21 protein-coding genes are annotated in these 23,638 nt (G+C 48.3%); 9 read left to right on the top strand and 12 right to left on the bottom strand.

Going from position 1 to position 23,638, the window contains the following annotated elements:
- Positions 1-24 precede the first annotated feature (24 nt).
- From ACYVF1_RS22905 to ACYVF1_RS22890, 4 genes are all read right to left on the bottom strand, one after another.
- On the bottom strand, positions 25-681 hold the full coding sequence (locus ACYVF1_RS22905; RefSeq protein WP_461083576.1) for a hypothetical protein: 657 nt from the start codon (positions 679-681) through the stop codon (positions 25-27).
- 168 nt (positions 682-849) lie between these two features.
- Entirely contained in the window at positions 850-3,072 is a 2,223-nt protein-coding gene (locus ACYVF1_RS22900) for a S9 family peptidase (RefSeq protein ID WP_461083238.1), read from the bottom strand.
- The gene (locus ACYVF1_RS22895; RefSeq protein WP_461083236.1) at positions 3,065-3,598 is read right to left on the bottom strand and encodes a DinB family protein; all 534 of its coding nucleotides are present in this window, start codon (positions 3,596-3,598) and stop codon (positions 3,065-3,067) included. Before ACYVF1_RS22895 ends, ACYVF1_RS22900 begins: the two co-directional genes overlap by 8 nt.
- Before the next feature lie 101 nt (positions 3,599-3,699).
- Complete coding sequence (locus ACYVF1_RS22890; protein WP_461083234.1) at positions 3,700-5,850, bottom strand: S46 family peptidase; 2,151 nt, start codon at positions 5,848-5,850, stop codon at positions 3,700-3,702.
- A 299-nt stretch (positions 5,851-6,149) separates the two neighbouring features.
- Here ACYVF1_RS22890 and ACYVF1_RS22885 point away from each other — a divergent pair, with 299 nt between their 5' ends.
- Both ACYVF1_RS22885 and ACYVF1_RS22880 read left to right on the top strand, forming a co-directional pair.
- Entirely contained in the window at positions 6,150-6,977 is an 828-nt protein-coding gene (locus tag ACYVF1_RS22885; RefSeq protein WP_461083232.1) for a hypothetical protein, read from the top strand.
- A gap of 178 nt (positions 6,978-7,155) precedes the next feature.
- Entirely contained in the window at positions 7,156-8,334 is a 1,179-nt protein-coding gene (locus ACYVF1_RS22880; RefSeq protein WP_461083230.1) for a Gfo/Idh/MocA family protein, read from the top strand.
- An 82-nt stretch (positions 8,335-8,416) separates the two neighbouring features.
- Here ACYVF1_RS22880 and ACYVF1_RS22875 read toward each other — a convergent pair whose 3' ends face one another.
- From ACYVF1_RS22875 to ACYVF1_RS22855, 5 genes are all read right to left on the bottom strand, one after another.
- On the bottom strand, positions 8,417-8,896 hold the full coding sequence (locus tag ACYVF1_RS22875) for a heme-binding domain-containing protein (protein ID WP_461083228.1): 480 nt from the start codon (positions 8,894-8,896) through the stop codon (positions 8,417-8,419).
- 63 nt (positions 8,897-8,959) lie between these two features.
- On the bottom strand, positions 8,960-9,682 hold the full coding sequence (locus ACYVF1_RS22870; RefSeq protein ID WP_461083226.1) for an ABC transporter ATP-binding protein: 723 nt from the start codon (positions 9,680-9,682) through the stop codon (positions 8,960-8,962).
- An 11-nt stretch (positions 9,683-9,693) separates the two neighbouring features.
- Entirely contained in the window at positions 9,694-10,224 is a 531-nt protein-coding gene (locus ACYVF1_RS22865; protein ID WP_461083224.1) for a hypothetical protein, read from the bottom strand.
- A 35-nt stretch (positions 10,225-10,259) separates the two neighbouring features.
- On the bottom strand, positions 10,260-13,280 hold the full coding sequence (locus tag ACYVF1_RS22860; protein WP_461083222.1) for a tetratricopeptide repeat protein: 3,021 nt from the start codon (positions 13,278-13,280) through the stop codon (positions 10,260-10,262).
- 153 nt (positions 13,281-13,433) lie between these two features.
- Positions 13,434-13,826, bottom strand: coding sequence for a DoxX family protein (locus tag ACYVF1_RS22855; protein ID WP_461083220.1), 393 nt, complete (start codon positions 13,824-13,826; stop codon positions 13,434-13,436).
- 443 nt (positions 13,827-14,269) lie between these two features.
- Here ACYVF1_RS22855 and ACYVF1_RS22850 point away from each other — a divergent pair, with 443 nt between their 5' ends.
- From ACYVF1_RS22850 to ACYVF1_RS22825, 6 genes are all read left to right on the top strand, one after another.
- Positions 14,270-14,581 (top strand): hypothetical protein, encoded by a 312-nt coding sequence (locus ACYVF1_RS22850; protein ID WP_461083218.1) that lies wholly within the window; start codon positions 14,270-14,272, stop codon positions 14,579-14,581.
- Positions 14,582-14,712: 131 nt separating this feature from the next.
- A complete protein-coding gene (locus tag ACYVF1_RS22845) occupies positions 14,713-15,069 on the top strand; it encodes a LytR/AlgR family response regulator transcription factor (RefSeq protein ID WP_461083216.1) in 357 nt (118 codons plus the stop codon).
- 446 nt (positions 15,070-15,515) lie between these two features.
- A complete protein-coding gene (locus ACYVF1_RS22840) occupies positions 15,516-16,271 on the top strand; it encodes a hypothetical protein (RefSeq protein ID WP_461083214.1) in 756 nt (251 codons plus the stop codon).
- On the top strand, positions 16,268-17,536 hold the full coding sequence (locus tag ACYVF1_RS22835) for a glycerophosphodiester phosphodiesterase (RefSeq protein ID WP_461083212.1): 1,269 nt from the start codon (positions 16,268-16,270) through the stop codon (positions 17,534-17,536). The genes ACYVF1_RS22840 and ACYVF1_RS22835 overlap by 4 nt, the downstream gene beginning before the upstream one ends.
- An 8-nt stretch (positions 17,537-17,544) precedes the next feature.
- On the top strand, positions 17,545-18,192 hold the full coding sequence (locus ACYVF1_RS22830) for a hypothetical protein (RefSeq protein ID WP_461083210.1): 648 nt from the start codon (positions 17,545-17,547) through the stop codon (positions 18,190-18,192).
- Positions 18,193-18,216: 24 nt separating this feature from the next.
- On the top strand, positions 18,217-19,104 hold the full coding sequence (locus ACYVF1_RS22825; protein WP_461083208.1) for a metallophosphoesterase family protein: 888 nt from the start codon (positions 18,217-18,219) through the stop codon (positions 19,102-19,104).
- Positions 19,105-19,106: 2 nt separating this feature from the next.
- Here the strand turns inward: ACYVF1_RS22825 and ACYVF1_RS22820 are convergent, their stop codons facing one another.
- Positions 19,107-19,871, bottom strand: coding sequence for a hypothetical protein (locus tag ACYVF1_RS22820; RefSeq protein WP_461083206.1), 765 nt, complete (start codon positions 19,869-19,871; stop codon positions 19,107-19,109).
- Positions 19,872-19,933: 62 nt separating this feature from the next.
- Positions 19,934-20,878, bottom strand: coding sequence for a hypothetical protein (locus ACYVF1_RS22815; RefSeq protein ID WP_461083204.1), 945 nt, complete (start codon positions 20,876-20,878; stop codon positions 19,934-19,936).
- 87 nt (positions 20,879-20,965) lie between these two features.
- On the opposite strand from ACYVF1_RS22815, the gene ACYVF1_RS22810 reads away from it, so the two are divergent.
- Entirely contained in the window at positions 20,966-22,594 is a 1,629-nt protein-coding gene (locus ACYVF1_RS22810; RefSeq protein ID WP_461083202.1) for an amidohydrolase family protein, read from the top strand.
- Between the two features lie 4 nt (positions 22,595-22,598).
- Here the strand turns inward: ACYVF1_RS22810 and ACYVF1_RS22805 are convergent, their stop codons facing one another.
- The gene (locus tag ACYVF1_RS22805; RefSeq protein WP_461083200.1) at positions 22,599-23,618 is read right to left on the bottom strand and encodes a lysylphosphatidylglycerol synthase transmembrane domain-containing protein; all 1,020 of its coding nucleotides are present in this window, start codon (positions 23,616-23,618) and stop codon (positions 22,599-22,601) included.
- Positions 23,619-23,638: the final 20 nt, after the last annotated feature.

Genomic DNA, 23,638 nt, shown 5'->3' with positions numbered 1-23,638 from the left:
ACACTGTTAATTGTAATTGGCTAATTATTTGATCTTTAGCCGGACTTTTCCATTCGTTACAGCAACCTCATCGGTTTTCGATTGTTTCTTGTAGCCATTTCCTTCCGGGTCAATATCCGAATCATAGCCAGTCGTTTTGGTAATGGCTTTATCTTCCAGCTTATTCATTAATCGGCCAACACCTCCAAAAACCGTGGCAGTGCCCTTCTCTTTCCAGTACGTTCCCGCCAGTTTGCTGCTGAACGTAGCTTCCAGATAACCGTCGGCTCCCATCGTTACGACAACGGTTTCGTCGTTGTTTCCTGAATCACCAACGTGGTATTCCATCCGTGGCTCGCGCGTTTCTTCGATGTACCGGATAGCCGCGATGCCTTTATATTTGCCCAAATCCTCATATTTCTTCCGGTATTCTTTTCTGTAGGGATCTTCCGCATCAACCACTACGTAGGTTCCCGGCTCCAGGGCATCCTGTCCGTTGAAACTACCCAACCAGATACGTAGCGATTTGTCGGGCTTAACCGAATTGGCCGTTATCCACCAGAAATTTCCAATCTTGATCCGGCGCGGTTGCGTCGTAAATTCTTTCCCATCAACCTGGGCCGTCAGCGTGTTGTCGTTGGCAATCTGCGCGAATGCCGACGTAGTAAAAAAGAGCAGGCAGTAAACTAAGAAACGTGTCATGATACGTAGTGAATTAGATTTGTTGTCGGGCAAACTTACCGGAATTAAATCACTACGTATCAGACCGTTTGAGTATTCGGTCAGCTTTTTAAAGAGTGAAAGAGCGAAAGAGCGAAAAACCATCCGGGAGATTCGCTCTTTCACTCATTCACTCTTTCGCTCTTTAATTTATTTCTGCGTTAACACCTGAGAATCAGGACCGATGTATCGCTCGAAGAATTCATAGATACGTAGCAGCCGGTCAATACGTTGGCGCACGTTACCCGTCCGGCTCAATTCATGCGTAGCGCCGGGCATCCGAACGTACTCGACTTGTTTACCCAGAATTTTCAAGCTCTTGTACATCATCTCGCTTTGAATCGGACCAGTGCGCAAGTCGTTCTCGCCATGCTTAATGAGCAAAGGCGTTTTGATGTTCTGCACAAACGTATACGGCGAGTTAGCATCTAAAACTTTGGCTTCGGGAGTCCAGGGATAGGCGAAATAATTGGGAACCAGTCGCCAAGCATTTCCTTCGCCCAGGAACGTAGTGAGGTCATATACACCGCGTTGCGCAAAAGCGGCTTTGAAACGATTGTCGTGGCCGACGATCCAGGCAGTCAGGTAGCCCGCATAAGAACCGCCTGTAATCACTTGCCGACTCGTATCAACCCAAGCTTCTTTGGCCGCAGCCGTTGTTGCCGTCAGTACGTCTTCGGCGGGGCCAGTACCCCAATCTTTTATGTTAGCGCGCTGAAAATTAATACCGTACCCCCCCGAGCCACGCGGATTGGCGTACACAATACCGTATCCCTGCGAAGCCATGTACTGAAACTCGTGCCACATCGACTGCTCACCCGGCCCCCACATGGCTGTTGGCCCACCGTGCATGTTCAGCAGTAGCGGATATTTTTTACCGGCCTGATAACTGGTAGGCTTTACAATCCAATACTCAACGTCCTGACCGATTGAGTTTTTGAACGTGTGTTTTTCCGGGAAACTAAGCTGCCGCTGCGCTACCCAATCGTTGTGATTACTCACCTTGGTCTGGCTTTTTGCGACACCATCCGTTACGTATAATTCAGACGGATTAGCGACTTCCGTTTTGGCCAGAACAACCCGATTACCAACAATATCAAAATTCGTCACACCGCTCTCAAAATCAGTCAACTGCGTAACCTGGCGGGTTGCCGGATCAAGTTTATAAAGCGGAGCGCCACCGTTTGAACTGGCCGTGAAGTAAATCGCATAATCTGTCGAAGGCTTTTTGCCTTTTGCCGTCGTCGACGTAGTAGTCCAGACCAGATTTCCAGCGGCCCGGTCGAACGTAACGAGCTGGGTATTAGATGCCGACGTACCGTTTAACGTAGCTAAACCAATCGACGGAAAGTTTACGCCTTCCGATGGGCTGACCAGAAAGGCCAGTTGTTTCCCATCCGGCGAAATTTCGGGGGCACCGTAGCTTTTTCCGGCTTCGCCCAGTACTACGTTCTGTTTGCCTGACGCATCGGCCGAGATAAACACAATGGCGTTATCCTGCTCACGGTCAGGGTGTTTGAGCGAGTCGCGATCGGTAACGGCCAGTAAGCCTTGTCCGTTCGGAAGCCAGTTGGCGGCTTGAAAAGAAGCGAAACCACGAGTTAGCGGTTTGGGCGTAGCGTTTTCTGCTACGTCGATCACGTAAAGGTGCGAGAACGTAATGTCAGGTTCGGTAGTGGCTTCTCCCTGAAAATTGAGCCGGTTGATGACTTTCGCTTTTTTATCCTCTACGTCTTTGTTCAGATACGCCCGGATTTCGGCCAGTGAACCATCGGGATTGGGCTTCACTTTTTTATCGACTTTCACGAAATTATTGTTCGTAAAACCCGGCTTCTCCAGCGACCAGGAAGGTCCATTTTTCGACGGGTTCAGCAGCGAATCGGTCAGCATCTGATTCATACCGACACCAGACGTAAAGGCGATACGTTTTCCATCCGGCGACCAGATCGGAGTGGTTGCACCATACGTACTGTTCGTCAGTTGCCACGCTTCGCCCCCATCCAGCGGCATAACGAAAATCTGGCTTTTGGCCTTCACGGTACGGACAAACGCAATCCGTTTCCCATCTGGCGACCAGGTTGCCTGCCGAGCCGACTCCGGGCCACGCGTTAACGCTTTCGTGTCACCGGGTTTCAGGTCGGTTAGGTAAATGTGCGTTTTGTAATCGTATTCCTCGGGGCGGCCGTCCGCTTTTTGGTCAGGACTGGGTTCGATCGTTGTGAGGATGTATACTGCCCGTTGCCCATCGGGAGAAATTTCGATTCCGCCGACCTGTCTAATACGTGTTAGGTCGGTGACGGTAACTTTTGATTTAGTCTGCGCACATACGGTTTGCGCCGTAATGGCAATCAGCAGAAGTGTTCGTTTAAGCATTGTTTGTTGAAAGAAGAGGAAGATAGCGCTCTTTGATAATGTTGATATGGTGCGTGGCATGGCCTACGAGCACAAAACCCAGCGCCAGCACCGAAATAGTCTGATTAAAACAGACGCCACTACGTAGCAGCATCTCGTCGTCGAAGCTTTTATACAGAGCAATCGTCGCCTGACGTAGTGATGCGTATTCGTCGTATAGGTCAGCTATCGTGCGGTGGTTGGCGTTGGCAAACTGACCAAACAACTCTTCATCATAACCGGGCAACGGCGTTTGATCGTTTCGTGAAAAACGCATCGCCCGATACGTCATAATGCGCTCGTTATCAATTACGTGCTGAACAATATCTTTCACTGTCCATTTGTCGGGAGCGTAGCGGAGTTCACCCAAATCTTCCAGAGTTTTAGCCGGAATCAGCTTCTCGAACGTAGCGCCTTGCTCCAGGGCATCCAGAATAAACGTATTGTCGGCGATGTTAATGTACCGATCGAAAAATTGCGGCATTACCGGAATATCAGACTTTGTCATATCAGGTCAGTATAGTCAAAAAACAAACTCCCCGAAAATACTGACTTTCGGGGAGTTTGCCTATATCAACTGAAAACAGGAGCCTATTTTGGCCGGATACGTCATTTTTTGGCCGGGGCTGACTTTGCGGGAGCACCAACTAATTCGGTAGCCAGCCGGTCGGCTTTGTAGATGTAACGTAGTGCGGCAACGATGCCACCTGTATGTACAGAAATGGTCCGGTTCGCGTCGGGCACGAAAATGAACTCGCCCGGCAAACTTTCCATATTTCCGTCGAAGGCCAACCCAACGGCTTCCCGGTTTTTGTTTATCATAGGGCTACCTGAGTTGCCACCAATGATGTCATTTGTCGAAATGAAACACATGGGCTGTTTCAACAACTCCGCCGGTGGGTTTTTCCAGCGAGCGGGTAAGTTCCACGGAGCTTTGTCGGCAAACGAATAATTCCGGTCATACAAGCCCGCGAACGTAGTAAGTATGGGCGCTTTGGTACCGTTATAATCGTACGATTTCACAACTCCGTCATTGATACGTAGCGAGAACGTAGCGTCGGGCGGAACGGCTGTTCCGTACACATCATACAGCATCCGGCCCAACTGACCACGTAGCACCTCCTGCTTCTGGCCTAGATCGCGCATTTGCAGGGCGGCATTTCGGTAACGCGGAAATCCGATACGTGCCAACACCAGCATGGGGTCGGTTGAGGCACTAGCGGCATTGGGGCGTGTGGCCATTTCGGTAACAAAAGCGGCATCCCGCAATTTTGTATTTTTCACCAGGTAAGCGGCCGCTTCTTTCGCCGTACGCATTTTTCCATCGGGGCCAGTCAGCGCCGTTTTTACGTAAGGGTCATCATTACCGAGTGCCTGTTGGGCTTCGGCCAGATGAGCCGCCAGATAAGCCTCATCCAGCGCCAGACTTTTTACGGGTGGAGGAATCATTATGCCGCGCGCTCGTTCGGCATCCTGTGGCCGGGAAGCCAGCAATTCGCTGTATTGTGTCACTACGTTCGCGAATGTCATCAACTCGCCCATGGTACGTTCGCTGGGGCCGAGGTAATTGGCATCGTTGAAGAGCTTACGCATCTGTGCCGTATTGGCGGCAATATCGTCCCAGGTTTTAAGCTGGTCGGCTGGTAAGTTTTTAGCTTTAGCGGCTGCTTTAAATTGATTTTCAAAAACAGCTTTGCGCGCCAGCAAACTAGCGTCTTTCAGACCGGCCAATTGTCCGCTGTAGGCTTTCAGACTATTATCGTAGCTGAAAATCTCGTTCAGTACACTATCGCTTTTTGCCGTTTGGTTATACACTTTCAGAGCCGCCGACCGATTTTCTAAAAGCTGAATAGTCGCTGGGGTTTGCATATCACGATCCATTTCCAGTTCGGCCACCGTTTTGAGACGTTCGGTATGACCGGGATTGCCAATTACGAAAATCGGCTCGCCATCGCGAACCCCGTTTGGATTGAATTTGAAGAAATGAGTGGTTTGCAGCGGTTTGCCGTTGTCATAAACGCGGAAGAACGAGCAATCCAGCGCGTAACGAGGATACGTAAAGTTATCGTAATCACCCCCGAAGAAGCCAAGTTGTAATTCGGGCATAAACACCAGCCGAACGTCGGTGTAGCGTTTGAAGCCGTAAATAGAGTAACGACCGCCGTTGTAAAACACTATGGTTTGTAACTCCAGTCCTTTCCAGCCATCTTTCTGTCCGTATTCCTGCTTGATTGCCGAAAAGGCTTCTTCACGGGCCTGCAATTTTGCCTGCTCCGACGTAGCGCTATTCATGGCGTCCTGCACTCGCTTCGTGATGTCTTCAATTTTCACCAGCTGATCCACAAACAAACCCTCCACTTTCCGTTCTTCGGCGGCTGTTTTGGCAAAAAAACCGGTTGCGTTCAGATCTTCGCCTTTACGTGTAACACCCGTTCCCGACTCGCGGGCACAGTGGTGGTTGGTCATGACAAGGCCATTCGCCGATACAAACGAAGCCGAGCAATAATCCGCAAAACGTAGCGACGCCAGCCGCGCTTCCTCAAACCATTTTTCGTCTGGATTGAATCCTGGATAGGTTTTACTGAAAAATTCTTTGGGCGGATTATCGAATGTCCACATCTTGCCCAAATCGAGCGGACCACCTTTTGTTGTATCAGTTATAGTTGACGCTGTATTCTGAGCGACGGTCAGATGAACTCCCAGAATCAATAAGAAACCAGTGAGTAGTGTGGAGCATTTACGAATGAACTTTAGCTGCATCAGAAATAGAATAAGGTTTGATTACTAATAAAAACGTGAATTTACAGCAAACGTTTTGCCCAGTCAGAAGCCGTTAAAAAATCCGGCAATAAATTGAGTAATGCCAGTTAACACTCGTCATATTATAAATATAGTATTCATAGAATTATGCTACGCAAGTATTTGTAATACATTATTCATCAGCGGCATACAATTTCTTGTATTAAAAATCTTTAATCCAGCTATAAAAGCTTTTGTTTTTTATTTGCAGCTAGATTTCTTCTGAAATCAACACCACCGTCACTTGTATAACATACACTATGAATCGTTCACTTTTACTAGCGATTACACTATTACTATGTCTTTCCCAATCAACTTTAGCTCAACTTGCCTTTCCAACTAATACCGCTAAAGTTGGCAAAATGCATGGCAGCTTTTACTTCCTCTGGGGATATAACCGCGACTGGTACAGCCAGAGCACCATTCATTTCCGGAACACCACAACCGATAATTACGATTTTACGTTTATCGATGCCAATGCACACGATAAACCCGATTACTACGAATTCTATAAAATCACAAAACTGACTATTCCGCAGTATAACATGTACGGCGGTTATTTTTTTAATGACAAACATGATCTCGGCGTCGAAGTGAGCTGGGATCATTTAAAATACGTAGTAACTGACAATCAGGTGATTCACGTACAAGGTCAGATTCGGGGTCACCAGATTGATAAGGATACCCTCGTAACACCTGATTTTGTGCATCTACAACACACGAACGGCAATAATTACCTGATGCTTAACCTGGTAAAACGCCAGAAATTATGGCGCGCTAAACATGCAGAGTTAAGCGCCATCGGAAAAATTGGCGGAGGGGCGTTAATTTCCTACACCATTTCGACCGTGTTGGGTAATAACGACAGTGGTAAATTTCGCTATCAGGGCATAGTAGCTGGCGTGAGTGGAGGTTTGAAGCTCGACTTGTTCAAGTATTTTTTCCTGCAATCCAATCTTCAGGGTGCCTGGGCCGATTATACTGATACAAAACTCGGTGCCGACCATCAGGGGTTGGCTACGCATTATTTTTATTCGCTGCAATTTGTTTATGCGTTCGGCTTTAATTACCCGCTTGGCGGAAAATAAAATCGTGATTCTAGTTCGTTCTGGATCAGAATCTTTCTGATGAACACGCCCCTTTTTCGGGCAAACGGGCAAATGAGAATTCAGGCATTGCGCTGGTACGTGTAGGCAAATGCTGGTAGAAAAAGCTGCTGCGATTCTTTTTCGTTTTCCAGCCTATTTTTCAGCAGTCTAACTACGTATGCATAATCAATCATCTAATTCAAGACGCGATTTTCTGCGCCATCTGGGAGCGGGTGCATCGGCACTCTCCCTGCCGCTTATCGGCTATGGCAATAATGAGCTTACCCGAGATAATACTACTGGACTTTATTCACGACCGACAGCGCTACGTGATCAGGAAGCAGGGCAACCGGGACGTAAGTTGGGAATTGCGCTGGTCGGATTGGGCTATTACAGCAGCGGCCGATTAGCGCCGGCTCTTCAGGAAACTCAATATTGCAAATTGGCCGGTATCGTGACTGGTACGCCGGCCAAAGCCGAGGAGTGGAAGAAAAAATACAACATCCCTCAGGCGAACGTGTACGATTACAAAACTTTCGACCGGATTGCTGATAATAAAGATATTGATGTCGTCTACGTAGTGCTGCCCAACTCCATGCACGAGGAATTCGTGATACGGGCGGCTCAGGCGGGCAAGCACGTTATCTGCGAAAAGCCAATGGCAATTTTCCCGAAAGCATGCCAGAACATGATTGATGCCTGTAAAAAGGCAAACAAACAACTGGCCGTCGGTTATCGACTTCATTACGAACCATTTACGAAAGAAGTGATACGTCTTGGTCAGCAAAAAGTGTATGGTCCGGTTAAATTTATTGAAAGCAGCGACGGCTTCCGCGTAGGCGACCCCAAGCAATGGCGCATGAAAAAAGCAATGGCTGGCGGTGGCCCGCTGATGGACGTTGGCATTTATGCCGTGCAGGGCTCGCGCTACGTTACGGGCGAAGAACCAATTTCGGTAACAGCACAGTTTTCGCCCAAAACTGAGCCGCAGAAATTTACGGAAGTAGAAGAGACAATGTTCTGGCAATTCCAGTTTCCGAGCGGTGCGGTGTCTAATTCCACAACCAGTTATACAGCTGGCATTGAACGGCTTCGGGCGTCCTGCGAAAATGGATGGTTTGAGTTGTCGCCCGCGTTTGGCTATGGCCCTTTAAAAGGAATGACCAGCAAAGGCCCGATCGATCAACCCATTGTAAATCACCAGGCTGTACACATGGACGGTATCTGCAAGGACTTACTCGATGGCAAAACGCTTCCTAACCACGTAACAGGCGAAGAGGGATTAAAGGACGTAACGCTTCTGCAAGCTATTTACCAGGCCGCCGAAACCGGCCGGAAGATTAATTTGAAAGGTTGATACGTACCAAGAACAGTCTTTTTGTCCTGCTGACGGAGCTTGCGGCCGGCTTCGTCAGCAGGACAAAAAACAACGTATCATCTTAATGATGCTCTTCTTCCTCGTCAGCAGGGGCAGGGATTTGACTGCGCAGGTTGCTGGCCCAGTCGGCAATGAGTTTCGCTTCTTCAGGCTTTAGCTTGGCATCGTGGTGAATCCAGAGATAAGAACCAAGTGGCATCCACCCATCGGTTACGGCTTCGCCCACTTCTTCAAGCTTATGCCGGGCTCTTTTGGGCGTATACGTAGTAAATTCAGAGAAATTAAGTTCGTCTTTGCCTTCGTCGATGTGCTGACTTAGCCACCAAGCAACGGGCTGGATATTGTCGTACCACGGATAGGTAGTATTGTTGGAGTGGCAGTCGTAACAGGAACGCTTTAATACTGTCTGCACGTCGGCGGGCACAGCATATTTCGTGGTAATATCGTTGGGAGACGGAGCCGTAAACTGATTTTTCTCGGGACGGAAAAATTGAATAACAACGAAAACCGCTAAAAGGCCAAGTAAGATTTTACGGAGCATAAGAGTGAGTTCAGATTATAGTATCTGCTCTAAATATAACGCCCTAAAAATCTCATTCCCAAATTACTCCAGCGATTGCATCAAAGTCTGGGCTTTCCGAATGTTTTTGTTGACCCGATCGGTTTCAATTAGCCCATCACGCAGACGAATGATGCGGTGAGCGTATTCGGCAATGTCTTCTTCGTGCGTCACCATAATCACCGTGTTGCCCTTGCTGTGAATCTGATCGAAAAGATCCATGATTTCGTACGACGTCTTGGTGTCGAGGTTTCCAGTCGGTTCGTCGGCGAGCAGAATGCTAGGGTCATTGACCAGCGCGCGCGCTACCGCGACCCGTTGCCGCTGCCCGCCCGAAAGCTCGTTCGGACGGTGACCGGCCCGATTTTCCAGGCCTACATTTCGGAGCGCCAGCATGGCTTTTTCGGTGCGGTCGGCTTTGTTGTAGCCCGCATAAATCAGGGGTAACGCTACGTTCTCAAGCGAGGTTTGTCGTGGCAGCAGATTAAAGGTCTGGAATACGAATCCTATTTCTTTATTACGTACCTCAGCCAGTTCGTTTTCGCCCATGCGGCTCACGTCCTGACTGTTCAGAATATACTGCCCCGATGTTGGCGAATCCAGGCAGCCGACAATGTTCATCAACGTAGATTTACCCGACCCCGAAGGACCCATAAATGCTACGTATTCGCCTTTTTTTATATCAATAGTGATCGATTTTAACGCATCGACCACTTCGGTACCCATAACGTAGCGCTTGGCAATGTTGCGCGTTTCAATGATGTTCATACTGTGTTGAATTATCTGGACGCTGCACCCGCAGCTGCCACCGCAGCCATTCGTCGACGACGTTGAAAGTAATTTCGAATGAACAAACCCGTCAGAATAATAACTTCAACCGGGGTTGATTCATCGTTTTCATTCACGGTAATATCACCATGTTCTTCAAAAAACCGATGAGTCAAGTCATAATTAACCAGCTCTTTATCGGGCGAACCATCTGGATTTTCACGGATCATGTCCCATTCGCGCATCAATACGTTGTGGCGTTTCCAGATATAGCTTCTCCCGTCGGTCAGTTTTAATTCAGCACGCTTGCCAAAGCTAAACTCAATATGGCCAATAATCTGGTTATTAGCGTTCTGGTTGTGAATATTTACGGAATGCAGTAGAAAACCCGTTACATCAAACTGTATACGAACGTTGTTCAAATAAGCGTCTACGTCACGGCTCAGTATATTTCGATGCATCGTACCCACCACCTGGCCGCCCTGAACAATATTAATTTCACGACTGAATGCTTCTTTCACCCAGTTCAATTTCTGGCTCATTAACAGGTCCGTTTAAGTTAATAAGCAAAGCTACTTTATTGCAGGAATTTTTGACGACTGTTTTCGATTGACGCTAGTTTTTCCTGATAAGTTGTCTGAAACGCCTGATAATCGGCAGGTTTAGCTACGGCCCGGTACTTGTCCATGCCATTCTGCGCATAGTCGAACAGGCTCAGATCAAGACACAACGTTACGTATGTTTTGAGCAGTTCAGCGTTGTCCTCGTTAAATGGAAGAGCAGTTAGTACCAGTTCATACGCTCGCTTCGTTTGCTTCTGTTGCTGCTCAAACTGCGCAGCCGATGTCACAAAACGGGCATTGAGCGGAGCCCACTGCAACGCCTTTCGATACGATTCGCGGGCTTGTGGTACGTGTCGGGTACGTTCGTAGGTCTGGGCCAGCCAATAATTTCGTTCAGCCTGATACTGAGGAAGTGTATTCTTTTTCGCCATCGTTTCTGCCGAGCCAACACTACGTCGAAAGGCCGACAAACGTATAGCCGCTACGTTACGTAACGATAAAGCTACCGGATTAACGTTCGTGGAATCGGGCAGACCCGCCAGAACTAGCTGCGCATTACGCCATTGCAACTGATCGAGAAAATCGTTTGTCAGCGCTACACCGGCCACCGTTTTCAGATTGGGATCCTGAATGGTTTCCCAAAACGCACCCCGATTCGGATCGTCGGTTCGATACGTAACATAGAAGGCTTTTTCTAAATCGGTTTGGGGTTTCCGCTCCTGATAATAGACTTGTTTAAGCGCCGTTACGGCCGCGTCGTTTTTGGCTGCCGTTTCCCAAAATGCCTGAGCCAGAGCCGGGTCGTTGGCTTTGGTGTAGGCAATAGCCCGGTAGTAAATTGACGTAGTATCGCTATTGTAACCAAAAGTTTCGGCGGCTTTTCGGTATAGCCCCTGCTCCAGTTGCCACAAACCCGCTATCGACCGGTAGGCGGCTCCATTCTGCTGATTGACCTCACCGAGTTGCTCTATCAATCCGAATGCCTTTGAATGATTGTAGTCTCGGTACTCAACAACAGCCTGAGCTAGTAATAAATCGTCGGTAAAATCCTGGTTAACAGGCAAAGTTGATATGCGTTGCAACGTAGCAGCCAACGTAGTATCCGGACGGTTACCGGCTAACACGTAGTTGTACAGACTCGCAAATCGACCAACACTCAAGCCTTGTTTCACTACGTCGCCCGTTAGCCAATCAGGCTGTCTGGGTTGGGACTTATCCGTTTGAGCGACCAGCCGTAACACCAACGCATTAGCCTGATACGATTCATATGACGATTCTGCTACGTTACTGGCTAATGTTGAATCGGCAAGGAGCACTTTTGGGTTTCGCGCATACAAGGCCAATAGATTCGATTCGGGAACTTCATCACGGCTGGCGTAGCTCGCAGCATTTTTAAAATAATAGTACGCTGAATCAGCTACGCTGGTGCGGGCGTAGAGATACCCCAAATTGTTCTGTAGTTCGCCACTTTTGGGGAACGCACGGATACCTTTTTGCAGGGCTTTGACCGCTTCAAAGAACAAATTCGACTGAAGATAAGCCTGACTTAAGCCAATGTAATCCTGCGGATTGGGCTGTTTCAGCAGGGATTGGTTGTAATAGAAAGCTGCAACGGGCTGATTATTCTGCGCCATCGCCAACGACGCCATTGCGTAGTTAGACTTGTGATTCTGAAACTCGCTTTCGAGGGCCCGCTGATAGAATGCATTAGCCGAGGTAACTTCTCTGTCGGCAACGTAGTAGTCGGCCAGGCCGTTGTAATAGCCAGCCAAACTTTGCCGAAACGTAATGTCGCTGCCCAGCACCAGAAAAACTACGACGCCAAACACAGCCGCTACACGAAACAGGCTCAATTCCAGACGCTTGGGCTTGTATAATACTCGATACACGGGCAAATTCTGCTCGTAAATGGGCCAGAAGTTAATCAGCACGTAGGCCAGAAAAAATACGCCCATAACCAGGTGCGTATCGACGATAATATCCTCGAATAGCTCGATTAATGGATCGTTGGCGGTTGCAAACGTGTAGGCAATTGTCAGCGTGGAAAGCAACGCCAAACCGGCGTAGAGAAACGCTCCCGAATCACGAAACGACACAGTATCCTGTTGCTGAATCAATCGCCGGAAACCCCAGATACCCAGCGTCACCGAAATCAGATAAATCGCAAATGGGCTGATTGACAATATATCCCAGTCAATTGATTTTGTATTCTTCAGCCAGATGAGTATTAGATTGATAAAGTACAGCAGGCTGATAAACAGCAAATTATTTACGCCCAACACCCGCCGTGCCCGGATCTGCGCTGGCAACTCTTCGGCCCGGCCAACGGAGGTAATCCAGACTAAACCGGCGATAATTTCGATAGAAATGAAAAAGATAAAACCGGCACTGATGACCAGCAAAACCGGCATACCATAACTTACTAAAATCAGCGCAGGGAACGTAACGGTCGATAAAACACTCAATAATACAGCCACCAAACCTGTAAGCAGGCCAAAAACAATCAGACGGATCAGAATAGGGTAATCGGAGCGAAAAGCATGAAAATAGTAACTCACCGATCCAAACAGAAAGGTAAGCAACAGAAATATGTAGTTGCCACCCAAACCAGGCACTTCGATCATTTCCCAACGAAAAAACGCCAGTCCGAGAATCAGAATACCCATGCCTACCAGGTAGCGTATCCGATCAAAGCGGGTAAGAGCACTGATTAACAGCACAAACGATAGCCCAACGCCTGCCAGTAATGCCGTTGCCAGCTCGGGATGTACTTCCATCGATCCAGCCAGAAACTGCTCTGACACGGCGTAGCCCTTTCCATCGACGGCATAATCGAGCAGGCCATCCGTGAAGGAATGAAATATGATCGGGACTTCGTTCAACTCGCTCAGTACGTCCCAACGGACAACATTTCCAAGGCCGCGCACCCAGGCCGTAACGAATCCTATTAAACTGATAATAAATGCACTAAAACTGACTATATAGGCAAGTCGGTAAGGCCGACGCCAGTCGTTCCAGAAAAATAAAGATGACATGAAAGAGAAACGTAACAGATGATACGTTAGTGCCTAATAGCCAACGTATCATCTGCTAGCATTGGTGCTACGTTGCAAACTTACTACGTATCAGTCTGGGTATCACTACGCCCGACTTCTTCCCTAAACTGGAGGAGGCTAAGCGTGGTAGTACTATACATTGTCCGTGCTTTTCAGTGCCCAGAAAACGAGCGCGGGCTGGAAAAACAACCGTACAAACCGCTTCAGGTCGGTATCTAATCCGGGCATACTCCGTTTATTAATGTATTGAGAAATGTTACCTGGGAAAACAGCCGTAAAAAAGGCAGCCGCTACTTTTCCAACTGTTTTTTGATGTTCATCATCGGTCAGAACTAATGTACTGCCTAACGCGATCTCAACTATACCCGAGTAAACAACAGTATCATCTTTTTTGAGCGGAATCACGTCTGGTACCTGTGCCTGAAACTCTCTTCGGGCAAATGTCAAGTGACCGATACCTGCTAGAATCAGCGACCCACCTAATAAAATCCGGGCTGCTTTTTTGGTGTTTTTCTGGATTATCATAACGTTTCGTTAAAGTCTATATATACTGAACTACAATACGCTATAAATCTATATTGTTTTTCAAAAGTGAATTTTATCCCCTACACAGTACTTAAAACCCGATCAATGGCGGTAAAATTGATGTATCCAGAAAAGGTGTTGATGCTATTTATCATAAACTTTATGTTACTATTAATAAAAAATAATTACCATATAGTGTGTACATCTGGTAAATAATTACTATCTTCATACTCTTATCATTTATGGGTTAGTGTCCCCGCTCTGGCCGCTTGGCTGTGCGGGGCATCTTTACTAGGTCGGTTTTTAAACGTTTACTATTAGATAGCTTTTTCTACTCTCCTAAAAACCAGCCCATTATTATATAGTTATGGGCTAGATGATTATCCTAACTTATTCTTTAACCCGTTCTCCGCCAAACTTGATCTTCTTTCATGAAGTTATATATGCATATTATCTCACCGGGCATGATTACAAGCATTAAGGATTTTCCTACTAGTCAGCAGCAAGTTTTACAGCTACTTGTAACACAACCCAATTACGCAGCAACCCCGGCCGTATTGATGGAAAAAATAAACGGGCCCGCTGGAGAAACCATTAAAGCCATCTGGGAGCTTATGCGGCTAGGTCACATCCATCAGGTTTCGATGAAGGATAATCTCGTACAACTTCACTTGAGCAATGAAATGACAGGGCTCCTTTTGGCCAATGCTAAACAGGAGCAAGCTTTTCAACGGTATAGCGGCAATACAAAATAGTGCCCGCAGAAACTTGAAAATGACAGTTCAGCCTCTTTTTCTGACGCTTCATACAGCTTCCTGATGGGCATGAGCCATAGGGCACCTAGTTTCGTCTGTCGACTGACAAATGAAACAAACAAATACGCTCAATGGACACAATTCAATTACCCCACTTTACGACGAAACGCTCAATTCCAGTTGCCGCCATCGAATACCTCGAAGCTATGGGCAACTACACTACGCTATACGTAGTAGGCCAAAAACCAATGCTGGTTGCCATCACGCTCAAACGGCTGGAGGAACGACTGCCCAATTTTCTACGAATCCATAAAGGCACGCTGGTAAATCCGGCACATATTGTTGCGTATCGGTACCGGTACGTAGAAAGTCCTTTCGTTGAACTCTCCGAATCACGGCAACTTCCCATTTCCCGCCGACAGACCCGGCGACTCCGGCCTCAACTGGCCAGTCATAACCGGGCGCTGGCAGCTTTGCCAATAGCCTGAATGGATACACCTTCATTGGCCTGAACAACGAAAAATGAGGCATTTGCCGAAACAATTTGCGTTAAACTACCGTTTAATCAATAAATGCCTGACTTTAATACAGGCTTTGCATATTGCGTCGTGGCAGCTCACCTCAGCCGCACAGCCTTTAAAGTTGAGGTGACCCCCGTAGCACTGTTCATGCCTGTTCGGTGTCGGGGGTTTTTATTTTTTTGGCCTGCCAGTTTCAGACAACGTAGTAAAATGCCACGTATCAGTCACGGCTGTTAACTGCATAGCGCACGTTTTTCCTCCCGATACTATCTAAGCCCGGCACTTTCGACGCCAATTCAAAGGGCTCAACCTAACATAATGATTCGCTACGTAGTTTAATTCATCTGAATTAACCGCCCCGCCAGGTGAACACTACGTTTATTTCTATTTGCTTATTATCAATCGGGTTATTGATGGCCACCGAGGCAGCGATGGCCCAAACCCAACCTACCCAACGTCGACGCTTTTTGGGGCTTGGCCGAAGCCGCGAGGAGATTATGCAGCGACGGGAGAAGCGGGAAAAGCCAGAACAACCCTGCATTTATTTTCCGCAGGCCCCTAAACCCGGCGAATGGCGCCGTTCGGTAGGTTTGGTTTTCACGGCCACACCGCCCGAAATCACCGAAGAAGTGCGCGTTTCAGTTCCGGCAATCGATATACATCTCCAGCGCGGCCTGACGAAAAACCTTTATGTAGTGGGTCGGCTGCAAACGCAGTTTATCCAGAATAGTCTGAACGTAGGATTGCGTTATGCCATACCAATTTCCGAAAAATGGTTTGCGTCGGCGGGCTACGACATAAATGGCTGGTTTGGCGTTCTGAAAATCCGGGACGTATTTGATGCTCAGGCGTATGGGGTATCGAATTACCCAAACCTATCCGTTGGTTACCGACTCACCCGCACGCTTCAGCTCATGGCACGTACCGAGGCTATCTTCGATTTTTATTACCACTCGCAGGTGGGTAGTTTGTCGGTCGATTACCACCGGAGCCAACTGAGTGGCGTGGCGTTTGCGTTCGCACTCGAACAACCTTTCTATAAAAAACAGCACGTAACGCTGGGCATCCGCGCGTCTTATTCCCGGTTCAACTGGCAATTCTGGTCGTTGTACGAAACCTTCGACCGTCCTTTGTTTTACCCCCAACTTTTTTTCGGCTTTATCCTATGAAACTGTCTTACATCTGGCTGATTAGTCTGGCATGGCTACTGTTCGTGGGGTGCCGACAGGTTTATGAAGCTCCTGTACCTTACGAAGGCGTTGATATGCCGGGAGCTGGTAAGTTCACTACGTCGGTTCGGCAATCGATGGAAGGTGTATATACTGTTACCGATGGCTCCGATCGCTTTGGTGGTGAGATAGTTGTGAAATGGACGTTTCTGCGTGAACAATCAGACACAATTTATTACCTCTCCATGTTCGCGGGCGCCGATGCTACGTATTTTTCGCTGGTCGGTCAGCCGCAGGCCGATAGTCTTGCATTAGCGGGGTATTGGCGAAAATTGTCAAATACGGACATAGGATTGGCTCAGTTTGCCGTGCAGATGAAGCATAATGGACAGCTTCAGAATTATGCAGGACGATTGGCAAGCGGTGATACGTTGATTATTAGCGGCTTATACGACGATGCTAAAGCGAAACCAAGCCGCCGGCTGACCTTGACCTACAATCGGCCACTCAATCCAGAGCCGTTTGCTATTCTGGCCCACCGCAGCGGTGGACGAACGTCTGATCTACTGCCTTCGTCCGAAAATTCAGTTGAAATTATCAAACTGGCTTCCCGACTGGGCGCAACGGGGATCGAAATCGACGTGCGCTACACGAAAGATGGGGTTCCTATTTTATACCATGACAATAACCTGAACTTACGGTTAATCAAAAAAAACGGTCTGAATGGACCGATTGAGGATTACACGTACAAGCAACTGAACAACATGGTCCGGCTGATTAACGGCGAAAAAATACCAACGCTGGAAGAAGCTCTGGAAACCGTTCTTATGAATACGCCACTGAGCTTTGTCTGGCTCGATACCAAGTACATAGGTCCAATGGCCCCCATTCAGGCCATTCAGCGAAAGTATCGGGAACGGGCCGCACAACTTGGCCGTAAAATTCAGATTGTCATTGGCATACCTAGTGAAGAAGCGTTGGCTTCGTATGAAGCTTTAGCCGATAAAAGTAATACACCGATACTTTCAGAACTGGACACGGCCATCACACGTAGCACGTTGAATTCGCCGATCTGGGCGCCCCGCTGGACCCTCGGACCGCAAACCGACGAGGTGCGCGCGATGCAAAATGAGGGTAGAACCGTTTTCGTCTGGACACTCGACGAGCCCCAATTTATTCGGGAGTTTATCAACGAAAGTCGTTTCGACGGTATTCTATCGAACTATTCGACACTGGTTGCTTTTCACCATTACACTAAGCAATAAACAAGCTCATGCAACCATCTAATCGTCTCTTATTCTGGCTTTTCGCACTGCTCATTAGCTACTCAGGCGCGCGGGCTCAGCAATCGGAAATCGACTCATTATTAAGTCAGCGTGGGCCATATGCCATTGTGGTTACGGCCGGAACGGGCTTATCGTATTATTCAACGCATATCGGCGTACCTGCTACGCTGGAAGCGGCTCGGCTTAGCCGCTTCGGTTTTCCGGGAACAATACGGGTTATGTGGTATCCCGACCATCGACTGCGGGTAGGAATAGAAACGGGCTGGACAACACTCTACAGCTATCGGGGTTTTATAGCAGGTGACCGTTCGCAGGTGTACGTATCGACCACGCCCATTTTAGTCATGTTTGCCATGCCACTTGGCTGGCTGACAGGCACCGAACGTAGTTTTACACGCCGAATGTCCGTAATGGGTGGAACCGGCGTTTATATAGTACGTTCGCGACTAAATTACGGTAATATAGTGAACGCGACTACGTATAGCACAGGCTGGATGGCTGGTGCTTCGTATGCGCAACCCGTTGGTCGGCGTTTCCGGGCAGCGGTTGAATTAAAATGGTACGATGCCGTTGCCAGCGAAAATGCCGCTTTTGTCGCCGAAGTTCATGCGGTGTGGCGCGCATTTTCGTGGTAATGCTACGTTCTGATAAAAACGATTATGGAAAACAAGGAAGGAAATAAACAGATATTATTTTTGAGCGATACTCAGGCGCCTATGTTTGTCGAGCGTCTGGTGTTACGTGCCCATCAGAATAAGAAAGCAACCCAAACTATTTTTGCCGAAATCCTGCGTATTCGCCCTGCTGTGCTCTACTGGCTGGGCGACATCGTTTCATTAGGCTACCGAAACAACAAGTGGCGCATTATCGACCAGTTTCTGTTGAAATGCACCGAAATACAGACTGCCGTGTACGCCATTATGGGCAACCACGACGTAATGGGCCGCCCAAAGAAAGGGGCCCGCAACTTTCAGAAACGCTTTCCTGACCACATTCCGACGGGCTACGTAAAAGTAACTGATCGAATTGCGGTGGTCATGCTCAATTCTAATTTCGGCATTCTTTCGGTCGCCGATTTGGTCAAACAGCAAACCTGGTACGAACAAACGCTGGAAGAACTCGACAACGACCAGAATATTGACGTAGTGATTGTTACGTGCCACCACGCTCCGTATTCAAACAGCAAACTGGTGGGTTCGTCGAAGCTGGTGCAGCAACGATTCGTGCCAAATTACCTGAAGTCAAAAAAAGCGAAACTGTTTATTACGGGACACTCGCACGCGTTCGAACGGTACGAATTCGATGGCAAGACATTTCTGGTTATTGGGGGCGGGGGCGGTTTACGACAGCCGCTTAATACGTCGGTCAGTCGGTTGCCCGATTTGGCCGCCGACTATAAACCGCTGTTTCATTACCTGTCCGTCCAGCGAAAAGGCAACGGGCTGGAGTTGACTTCCTACTGCCTGAAAAACGATTTTTCAGGTTTTTCAGAAGGCTACCATTTCGAAATACCCGCTGAAGTCGAAGAAGCTCCCATACCAACGTAGCACTACTCTTCTGCTACGTTCCCGGCACCTAGCTCAGCGAGCAGCGTTTGCCAGTATTGCGTTACAGCCGGATTATTTTCTTTAACGGCCGCATTTGGCTCAAACGGCAAAATCATCGTTACGTCTGGGTTGCCGATAGCGTATCGTTTGAGTTGTTTGGCGTCGGCTTTGGCCCATTCATCAGCCTGCGCATTGTCTTTGGGAGGAGTCGCCTGAAAATCGCGTCGGTTGGTACCTTTCACGCTCTCAATCATGTCGCTGAGGTAATAGACTTTTACCGTGGCGCCCGTTTCATTCGCCCGGGCAATCACCGGTAAACTGGCCCAGATATCGGTTTCCTGATTCGATGCGCCGTCGTTCTGCGTCATCAATTGTTGCAACACGCGCTGCCGGATTTGTCCTTTTTCGCGCGTTAGTGACAGATTGAATTCGGTTTCGGCGGCTTCGCGGTCAGTGGGGCTGGCGGCTGACATATCCTCCATTTCGGTACGTACCGTCAGATTCAGCGCGCGGGCTTTGGACGTATTTTCGTGGATGAAATAAACGTCTAGTTTATCGCCTTTCTGCCTGATATTCTGTTCAATAATGTCGGTTATAGCCTGCTGGTATTTCTGAGCCACAAACGCTTTGTTGACGTTCACGCTACGTGTTTTATCCAGAAAAATCAGCGTGTAGATTGGTTCGTCAGTACGTACTGGTTTTTCTTTCTCCGATGAACAGGCAACCGCCCAAAAAGTAAGTAGGCAAATGATGATGAGTCGATTCATTACGTATTTGTCGCGACTACTGCCAGCAACGTAGCAGCATCACTGTTCTTTTCTGTGAATGATTAGTTATGCAACGTACTGTCCGAACGGACTTTATGATTCTGTTTATCCGTCTGAACTGTACTTACTAAAACGGCGCGGGAGGTCAGAAGGTTATCCTGCGTTCGATACTCTTCTTCCCAGCCGACAATTTTATGCGGAAAATTGCGCTCAAAAATGATGGCCAGCGTACGGTCATCAGTCGGATATTCGAGGGTATATGCTTTCAAAAACTTACCCGGATAAAGAACGCCTTCATAGTCAGCAAGTGTGGCTTTTGCGGGCAACGTTTTCAGCGGAATGTTACGTAGCTGTGTGATGGCTGTTCCCTGAATAAGCTGGATTTCACCGGTAGGCAGTTTATCGGGTTCCAGCCGAATTCGATTCCAGAGTTCGTCCTCAAGCCGGGTTTTGGATAATACGTTTGGCTGGTTCGCTTCTTTATTATCTGATACCTGCGTTTTAACCTGGTAAGCGTTATCTCGATACGCTACTTGCTGATAACCATACCCATCCCAAACCTGCTTCGACGTATTGACCAGCAACGTATTAGGGAAAATAGGATTGTGAACTGGCGTCAAAACCGACGTAACGAACGATGCATCCGACGTACCAATTCCAAATCGCCAGTTCAGGTTTGACTTTAAAGTGAGTATTGTATTTTCGTCGTTATCAGCTGTTACAAGTTTATCGGGAAGAACGTTTTCAACTGCAAAAACCAACTTGGCTTCACCTTTATTCAGCACGCCTTTATGCGCTTGCTCAAGTCGATACGTATTGATTTCCAATAGATTACCCGCCCAATAAGCGCCTTCTTCCGCATTCCAACCAGAAGATCGTTGCGAAGTAGTTGTCGGGCCCTGCGCTGGTTTGGGATTTTGAAAAACAGTAGCCTTCATGGCGAAAGCAATTACTACGGCCAGCAACAACACAAAAAGCAGAAAGTACCTGGTAACGAATTGTTTCATGTGGATCGACTAGAGAGCTGTCTGTGCGCAAAATTCCGGCAGATTCGCTTATCTTACAACTGTTTATCGAAAACGATTTACCCAACCATGCTACAACCTGCTACGCGACTTCTCCTCTTTCTTTATTTCACATTATTCATTGTTCATTCAAGCTCGGCGCAGGTCGAAAAAGCCCCCGCCCGACGCGAAGGCGATGGCCCTTTCGGCAAATTGATTATTCGGGGTGTTACGTTGGTAAACAGCACAGGGGCACCGCCAGTCGGTCCGGTTGATATTGTCGTCGAAAAAAACCGTATTGTGCAAATCAGACAAGTGGGTTTTCCGGGCGTACCAATTGATGCTAAAAGCCGTCCGAAAGCCGATCCCGGCGATAAAGAACTGAATTGTGAAGGCATGTATCTGATGCCGGGTTTTATCGACATGCATGGGCACATTGGCGGTCAGGCGCAGGGAGCGAATGCCGAATACGTATTCAAACTCTGGCTTGGTCATGGCATCACTACTATCCGCGATCCATCTTGCGGCAACGGCCTTGATTGGGTGCTGGAACATCGCGCAAAAAGTGAACGTAACGAAATTACCGCCCCACGTATCAAAGCGTACACCGTATTTGGGCAAGGATCAAAAGAACCTATCAGCACTCCCGAACAGGCGCGTGCCTGGGTACAACAAAACGCGAAACGGGGGGCCGATGGCATTAAATTCTTCGGTGCAGAACCAGCCATTTTCCGGGCTGCGCTGGAAGAGAACAAAAAACTTGGTTTGCGGTCGGCCTGTCACCACGCGCAGTTGGAGGTGGCTCGAATGAACGCGCTGGCCACCGCCAAAGCCGGTCTGACATCGCTGGAACACTGGTATGGCCTACCCGAAGCCCTTTTCGATGACAAAACCGTTCAGAACTACCCCGCTACGTATAATTACAACAACGAGCAGAACCGATTTGAAGAAGCGGGTAACCTCTGGCAGCAAGCCGCCAAACCCGGCTCCGAGCGCTGGAATAAAGTAATGGACGAGCTCATCGCGCTCGATTTCACCCTCGACCCAACCTTCAACATTTACGAAGCCAACCGCGAATTGATGCTCGCTCGGCGGGCTGAGTGGCACGACGAATACACCATGCCGAGTTTGTGGCGTTTCTATGGCCCTAGCCGCATTTCGCACGGGTCGTACTGGCACAATTGGGGCACGGAGCAGGAAGTGGCCTGGAAGAAAAATTACCAACTCTGGATGGAGTTCATCAACGAATACAAAAACCGAGGTGGCCGCGTTACTACAGGCTCTGATTCAGGTTTTATTTACCAGCTCTACGGCTTCGCGTACATCCGCGAGCTGGAATTGCTACGTGAAGCGGGTTTTCATCCGCTTGAAGTGATCCGTGCTGCTACGTTAAAAGGGGCTGAAGCGCTCGGCATGGCCGATCAAATTGGTTCTGTAGAGGTCGGTAAACTCGCTGATTTTGTGATTGTTGATCAGAATCCGCTGGCGAATCTGAAAGTTTTGTATGGTACAGGGGCCATTCACCTCAACGAGAAAAATGAAGTAGAGCGCGTGGGTGGCGTTACGTATACAGTGAAAGATGGCGTAGTTTACGACGCAAAAAAGCTCTTAGCCGACGTTCGGAAATTAGTAGCCGACGCAAAAATCAAAGAAAACTTCGAGATCACACAGCCCGGTATACCAGCCAAAGCGGGGAAAGTGGGAGGTGGGAAAAACTAAGTTGTTATTCCTTAACCACCGTCTCTTGATTCTCCTTTATAGGAGAAGAAATCAACAAAGGTAATATCAGCAAACTACTGCCACTCAGCAGAATACCAATCAGAAACTGAACCGCGTGCAGATACGTAGCGATGATGGCGCCATCCTTCAAATCGAAGCCGTAGAGGAGCAAAGTTCGGCTGACCAGAAAGTGATAGGTTCCAATGCCACCCTGCGTAGGCACCGCAAAACCGCCAATGGAAATCACCGACAGAATCGCCAACGTAGCACTGACGGGTAACTCACGAGTCATGTCCATCGATTGAAGCAGCAGATACGTAACGAGGCAGGCCATAAACTGATTGAGGATCGTTAACAGGACAAACCAGATCGGGCGTTCGATATGACGTAGCGCGATAAACCCCTGCCACAACCCTTTGCCGATATTAACCAGACGTAGCACGAGCGGATTTTGCACGGGCATTTTCTTTTTTCCCGATACGTATGGACCAGCTAAACGAAGCAAAAGCCAGGCTAATCCCGCGAACGTAGCAACAAGGGCAATTCCCGTAAGCCAGTTGATTTGAAAAAAAGTCCCACCAAACAAAAACGTGCTCATCCGGTCGAATTCGACCAATACGGTCAATATAAGCATCACAACAAGCATTGTCAGATCAAGAACGCGCTCGGCGATGACCGAACCGACGCCCTGCGAAACCGGAACCCCATCCGTTTTTTGTAGACTCAGGCAGCGCGTCAATTCGCCCGAAGCGGGTATGATTAAACTGGCAATGATGCCGGTCTGAATGACGATGGTGGTTCGGAATAGAGAGGGCGAATAACCGAGCGGTTTCAGCACTTGCCGCCACCGCTCGGCACGTAATATGTAGGTGAGCGTGGTAACAATTGCTACTAAAACTACGTAAATTGGATTAGCTTGGCTGGCTTTTTGCAGTAGTAAAGACAGGGGTACGTCCTTGAGTGTATAAGCGACAATCGCGATGGCTGCGGCCAGTAGTAAAACTCGTTTAACGTATCGATTCATTCTGTCAGTCCTAAGGGCCT

It is taken from the genome of Spirosoma flavus (genome assembly GCF_054778555.1).
The sequence above is the reverse complement of the archived record's forward strand: the minus strand, read 5'-3'. Positions and strand labels throughout refer to the sequence as shown.

Bases quoted from the DNA above. Each gene is read 5' to 3' on its own strand.
- ACYVF1_RS22830 (WP_461083210.1), top strand. From the start codon at position 17,545: ATGCAACCATCTAATCGTCTCTTATTCTGGCTTTTCGCACTGCTCATT.
- ACYVF1_RS22895 (WP_461083236.1), bottom strand. From the start codon at position 3,598: ATGACAAAGTCTGATATTCCGGTAATGCCGCAATTTTTCGATCGGTAC.
- ACYVF1_RS22885 (WP_461083232.1), top strand. From the start codon at position 6,150: ATGAATCGTTCACTTTTACTAGCGATTACACTATTACTATGTCTTTCC.
- ACYVF1_RS22890 (WP_461083234.1), bottom strand. From the start codon at position 5,850: ATGCAGCTAAAGTTCATTCGTAAATGCTCCACACTACTCACTGGTTTC.
- ACYVF1_RS22835 (WP_461083212.1), top strand. From the start codon at position 16,268: ATGAAACTGTCTTACATCTGGCTGATTAGTCTGGCATGGCTACTGTTC.
- ACYVF1_RS22855 (WP_461083220.1), bottom strand. From the start codon at position 13,826: ATGATAATCCAGAAAAACACCAAAAAAGCAGCCCGGATTTTATTAGGT.
- ACYVF1_RS22900 (WP_461083238.1), bottom strand. From the start codon at position 3,072: ATGCTTAAACGAACACTTCTGCTGATTGCCATTACGGCGCAAACCGTA.
- ACYVF1_RS22820 (WP_461083206.1), bottom strand. From the start codon at position 19,871: ATGAATCGACTCATCATCATTTGCCTACTTACTTTTTGGGCGGTTGCC.
- ACYVF1_RS22850 (WP_461083218.1), top strand. From the start codon at position 14,270: ATGCATATTATCTCACCGGGCATGATTACAAGCATTAAGGATTTTCCT.
- ACYVF1_RS22880 (WP_461083230.1), top strand. From the start codon at position 7,156: ATGCATAATCAATCATCTAATTCAAGACGCGATTTTCTGCGCCATCTG.
- ACYVF1_RS22865 (WP_461083224.1), bottom strand. From the start codon at position 10,224: ATGAGCCAGAAATTGAACTGGGTGAAAGAAGCATTCAGTCGTGAAATT.
- ACYVF1_RS22840 (WP_461083214.1), top strand. From the start codon at position 15,516: ATGGCCACCGAGGCAGCGATGGCCCAAACCCAACCTACCCAACGTCGA.
- ACYVF1_RS22875 (WP_461083228.1), bottom strand. From the start codon at position 8,896: ATGCTCCGTAAAATCTTACTTGGCCTTTTAGCGGTTTTCGTTGTTATT.
- ACYVF1_RS22845 (WP_461083216.1), top strand. From the start codon at position 14,713: ATGGACACAATTCAATTACCCCACTTTACGACGAAACGCTCAATTCCA.
- ACYVF1_RS22905 (WP_461083576.1), bottom strand. From the start codon at position 681: ATGACACGTTTCTTAGTTTACTGCCTGCTCTTTTTTACTACGTCGGCA.
- ACYVF1_RS22805 (WP_461083200.1), bottom strand. From the start codon at position 23,618: ATGAATCGATACGTTAAACGAGTTTTACTACTGGCCGCAGCCATCGCG.
- ACYVF1_RS22860 (WP_461083222.1), bottom strand. From the start codon at position 13,280: ATGTCATCTTTATTTTTCTGGAACGACTGGCGTCGGCCTTACCGACTT.
- ACYVF1_RS22825 (WP_461083208.1), top strand. From the start codon at position 18,217: ATGGAAAACAAGGAAGGAAATAAACAGATATTATTTTTGAGCGATACT.
- ACYVF1_RS22870 (WP_461083226.1), bottom strand. From the start codon at position 9,682: ATGAACATCATTGAAACGCGCAACATTGCCAAGCGCTACGTTATGGGT.
- ACYVF1_RS22815 (WP_461083204.1), bottom strand. From the start codon at position 20,878: ATGAAACAATTCGTTACCAGGTACTTTCTGCTTTTTGTGTTGTTGCTG.
- ACYVF1_RS22810 (WP_461083202.1), top strand. From the start codon at position 20,966: ATGCTACAACCTGCTACGCGACTTCTCCTCTTTCTTTATTTCACATTA.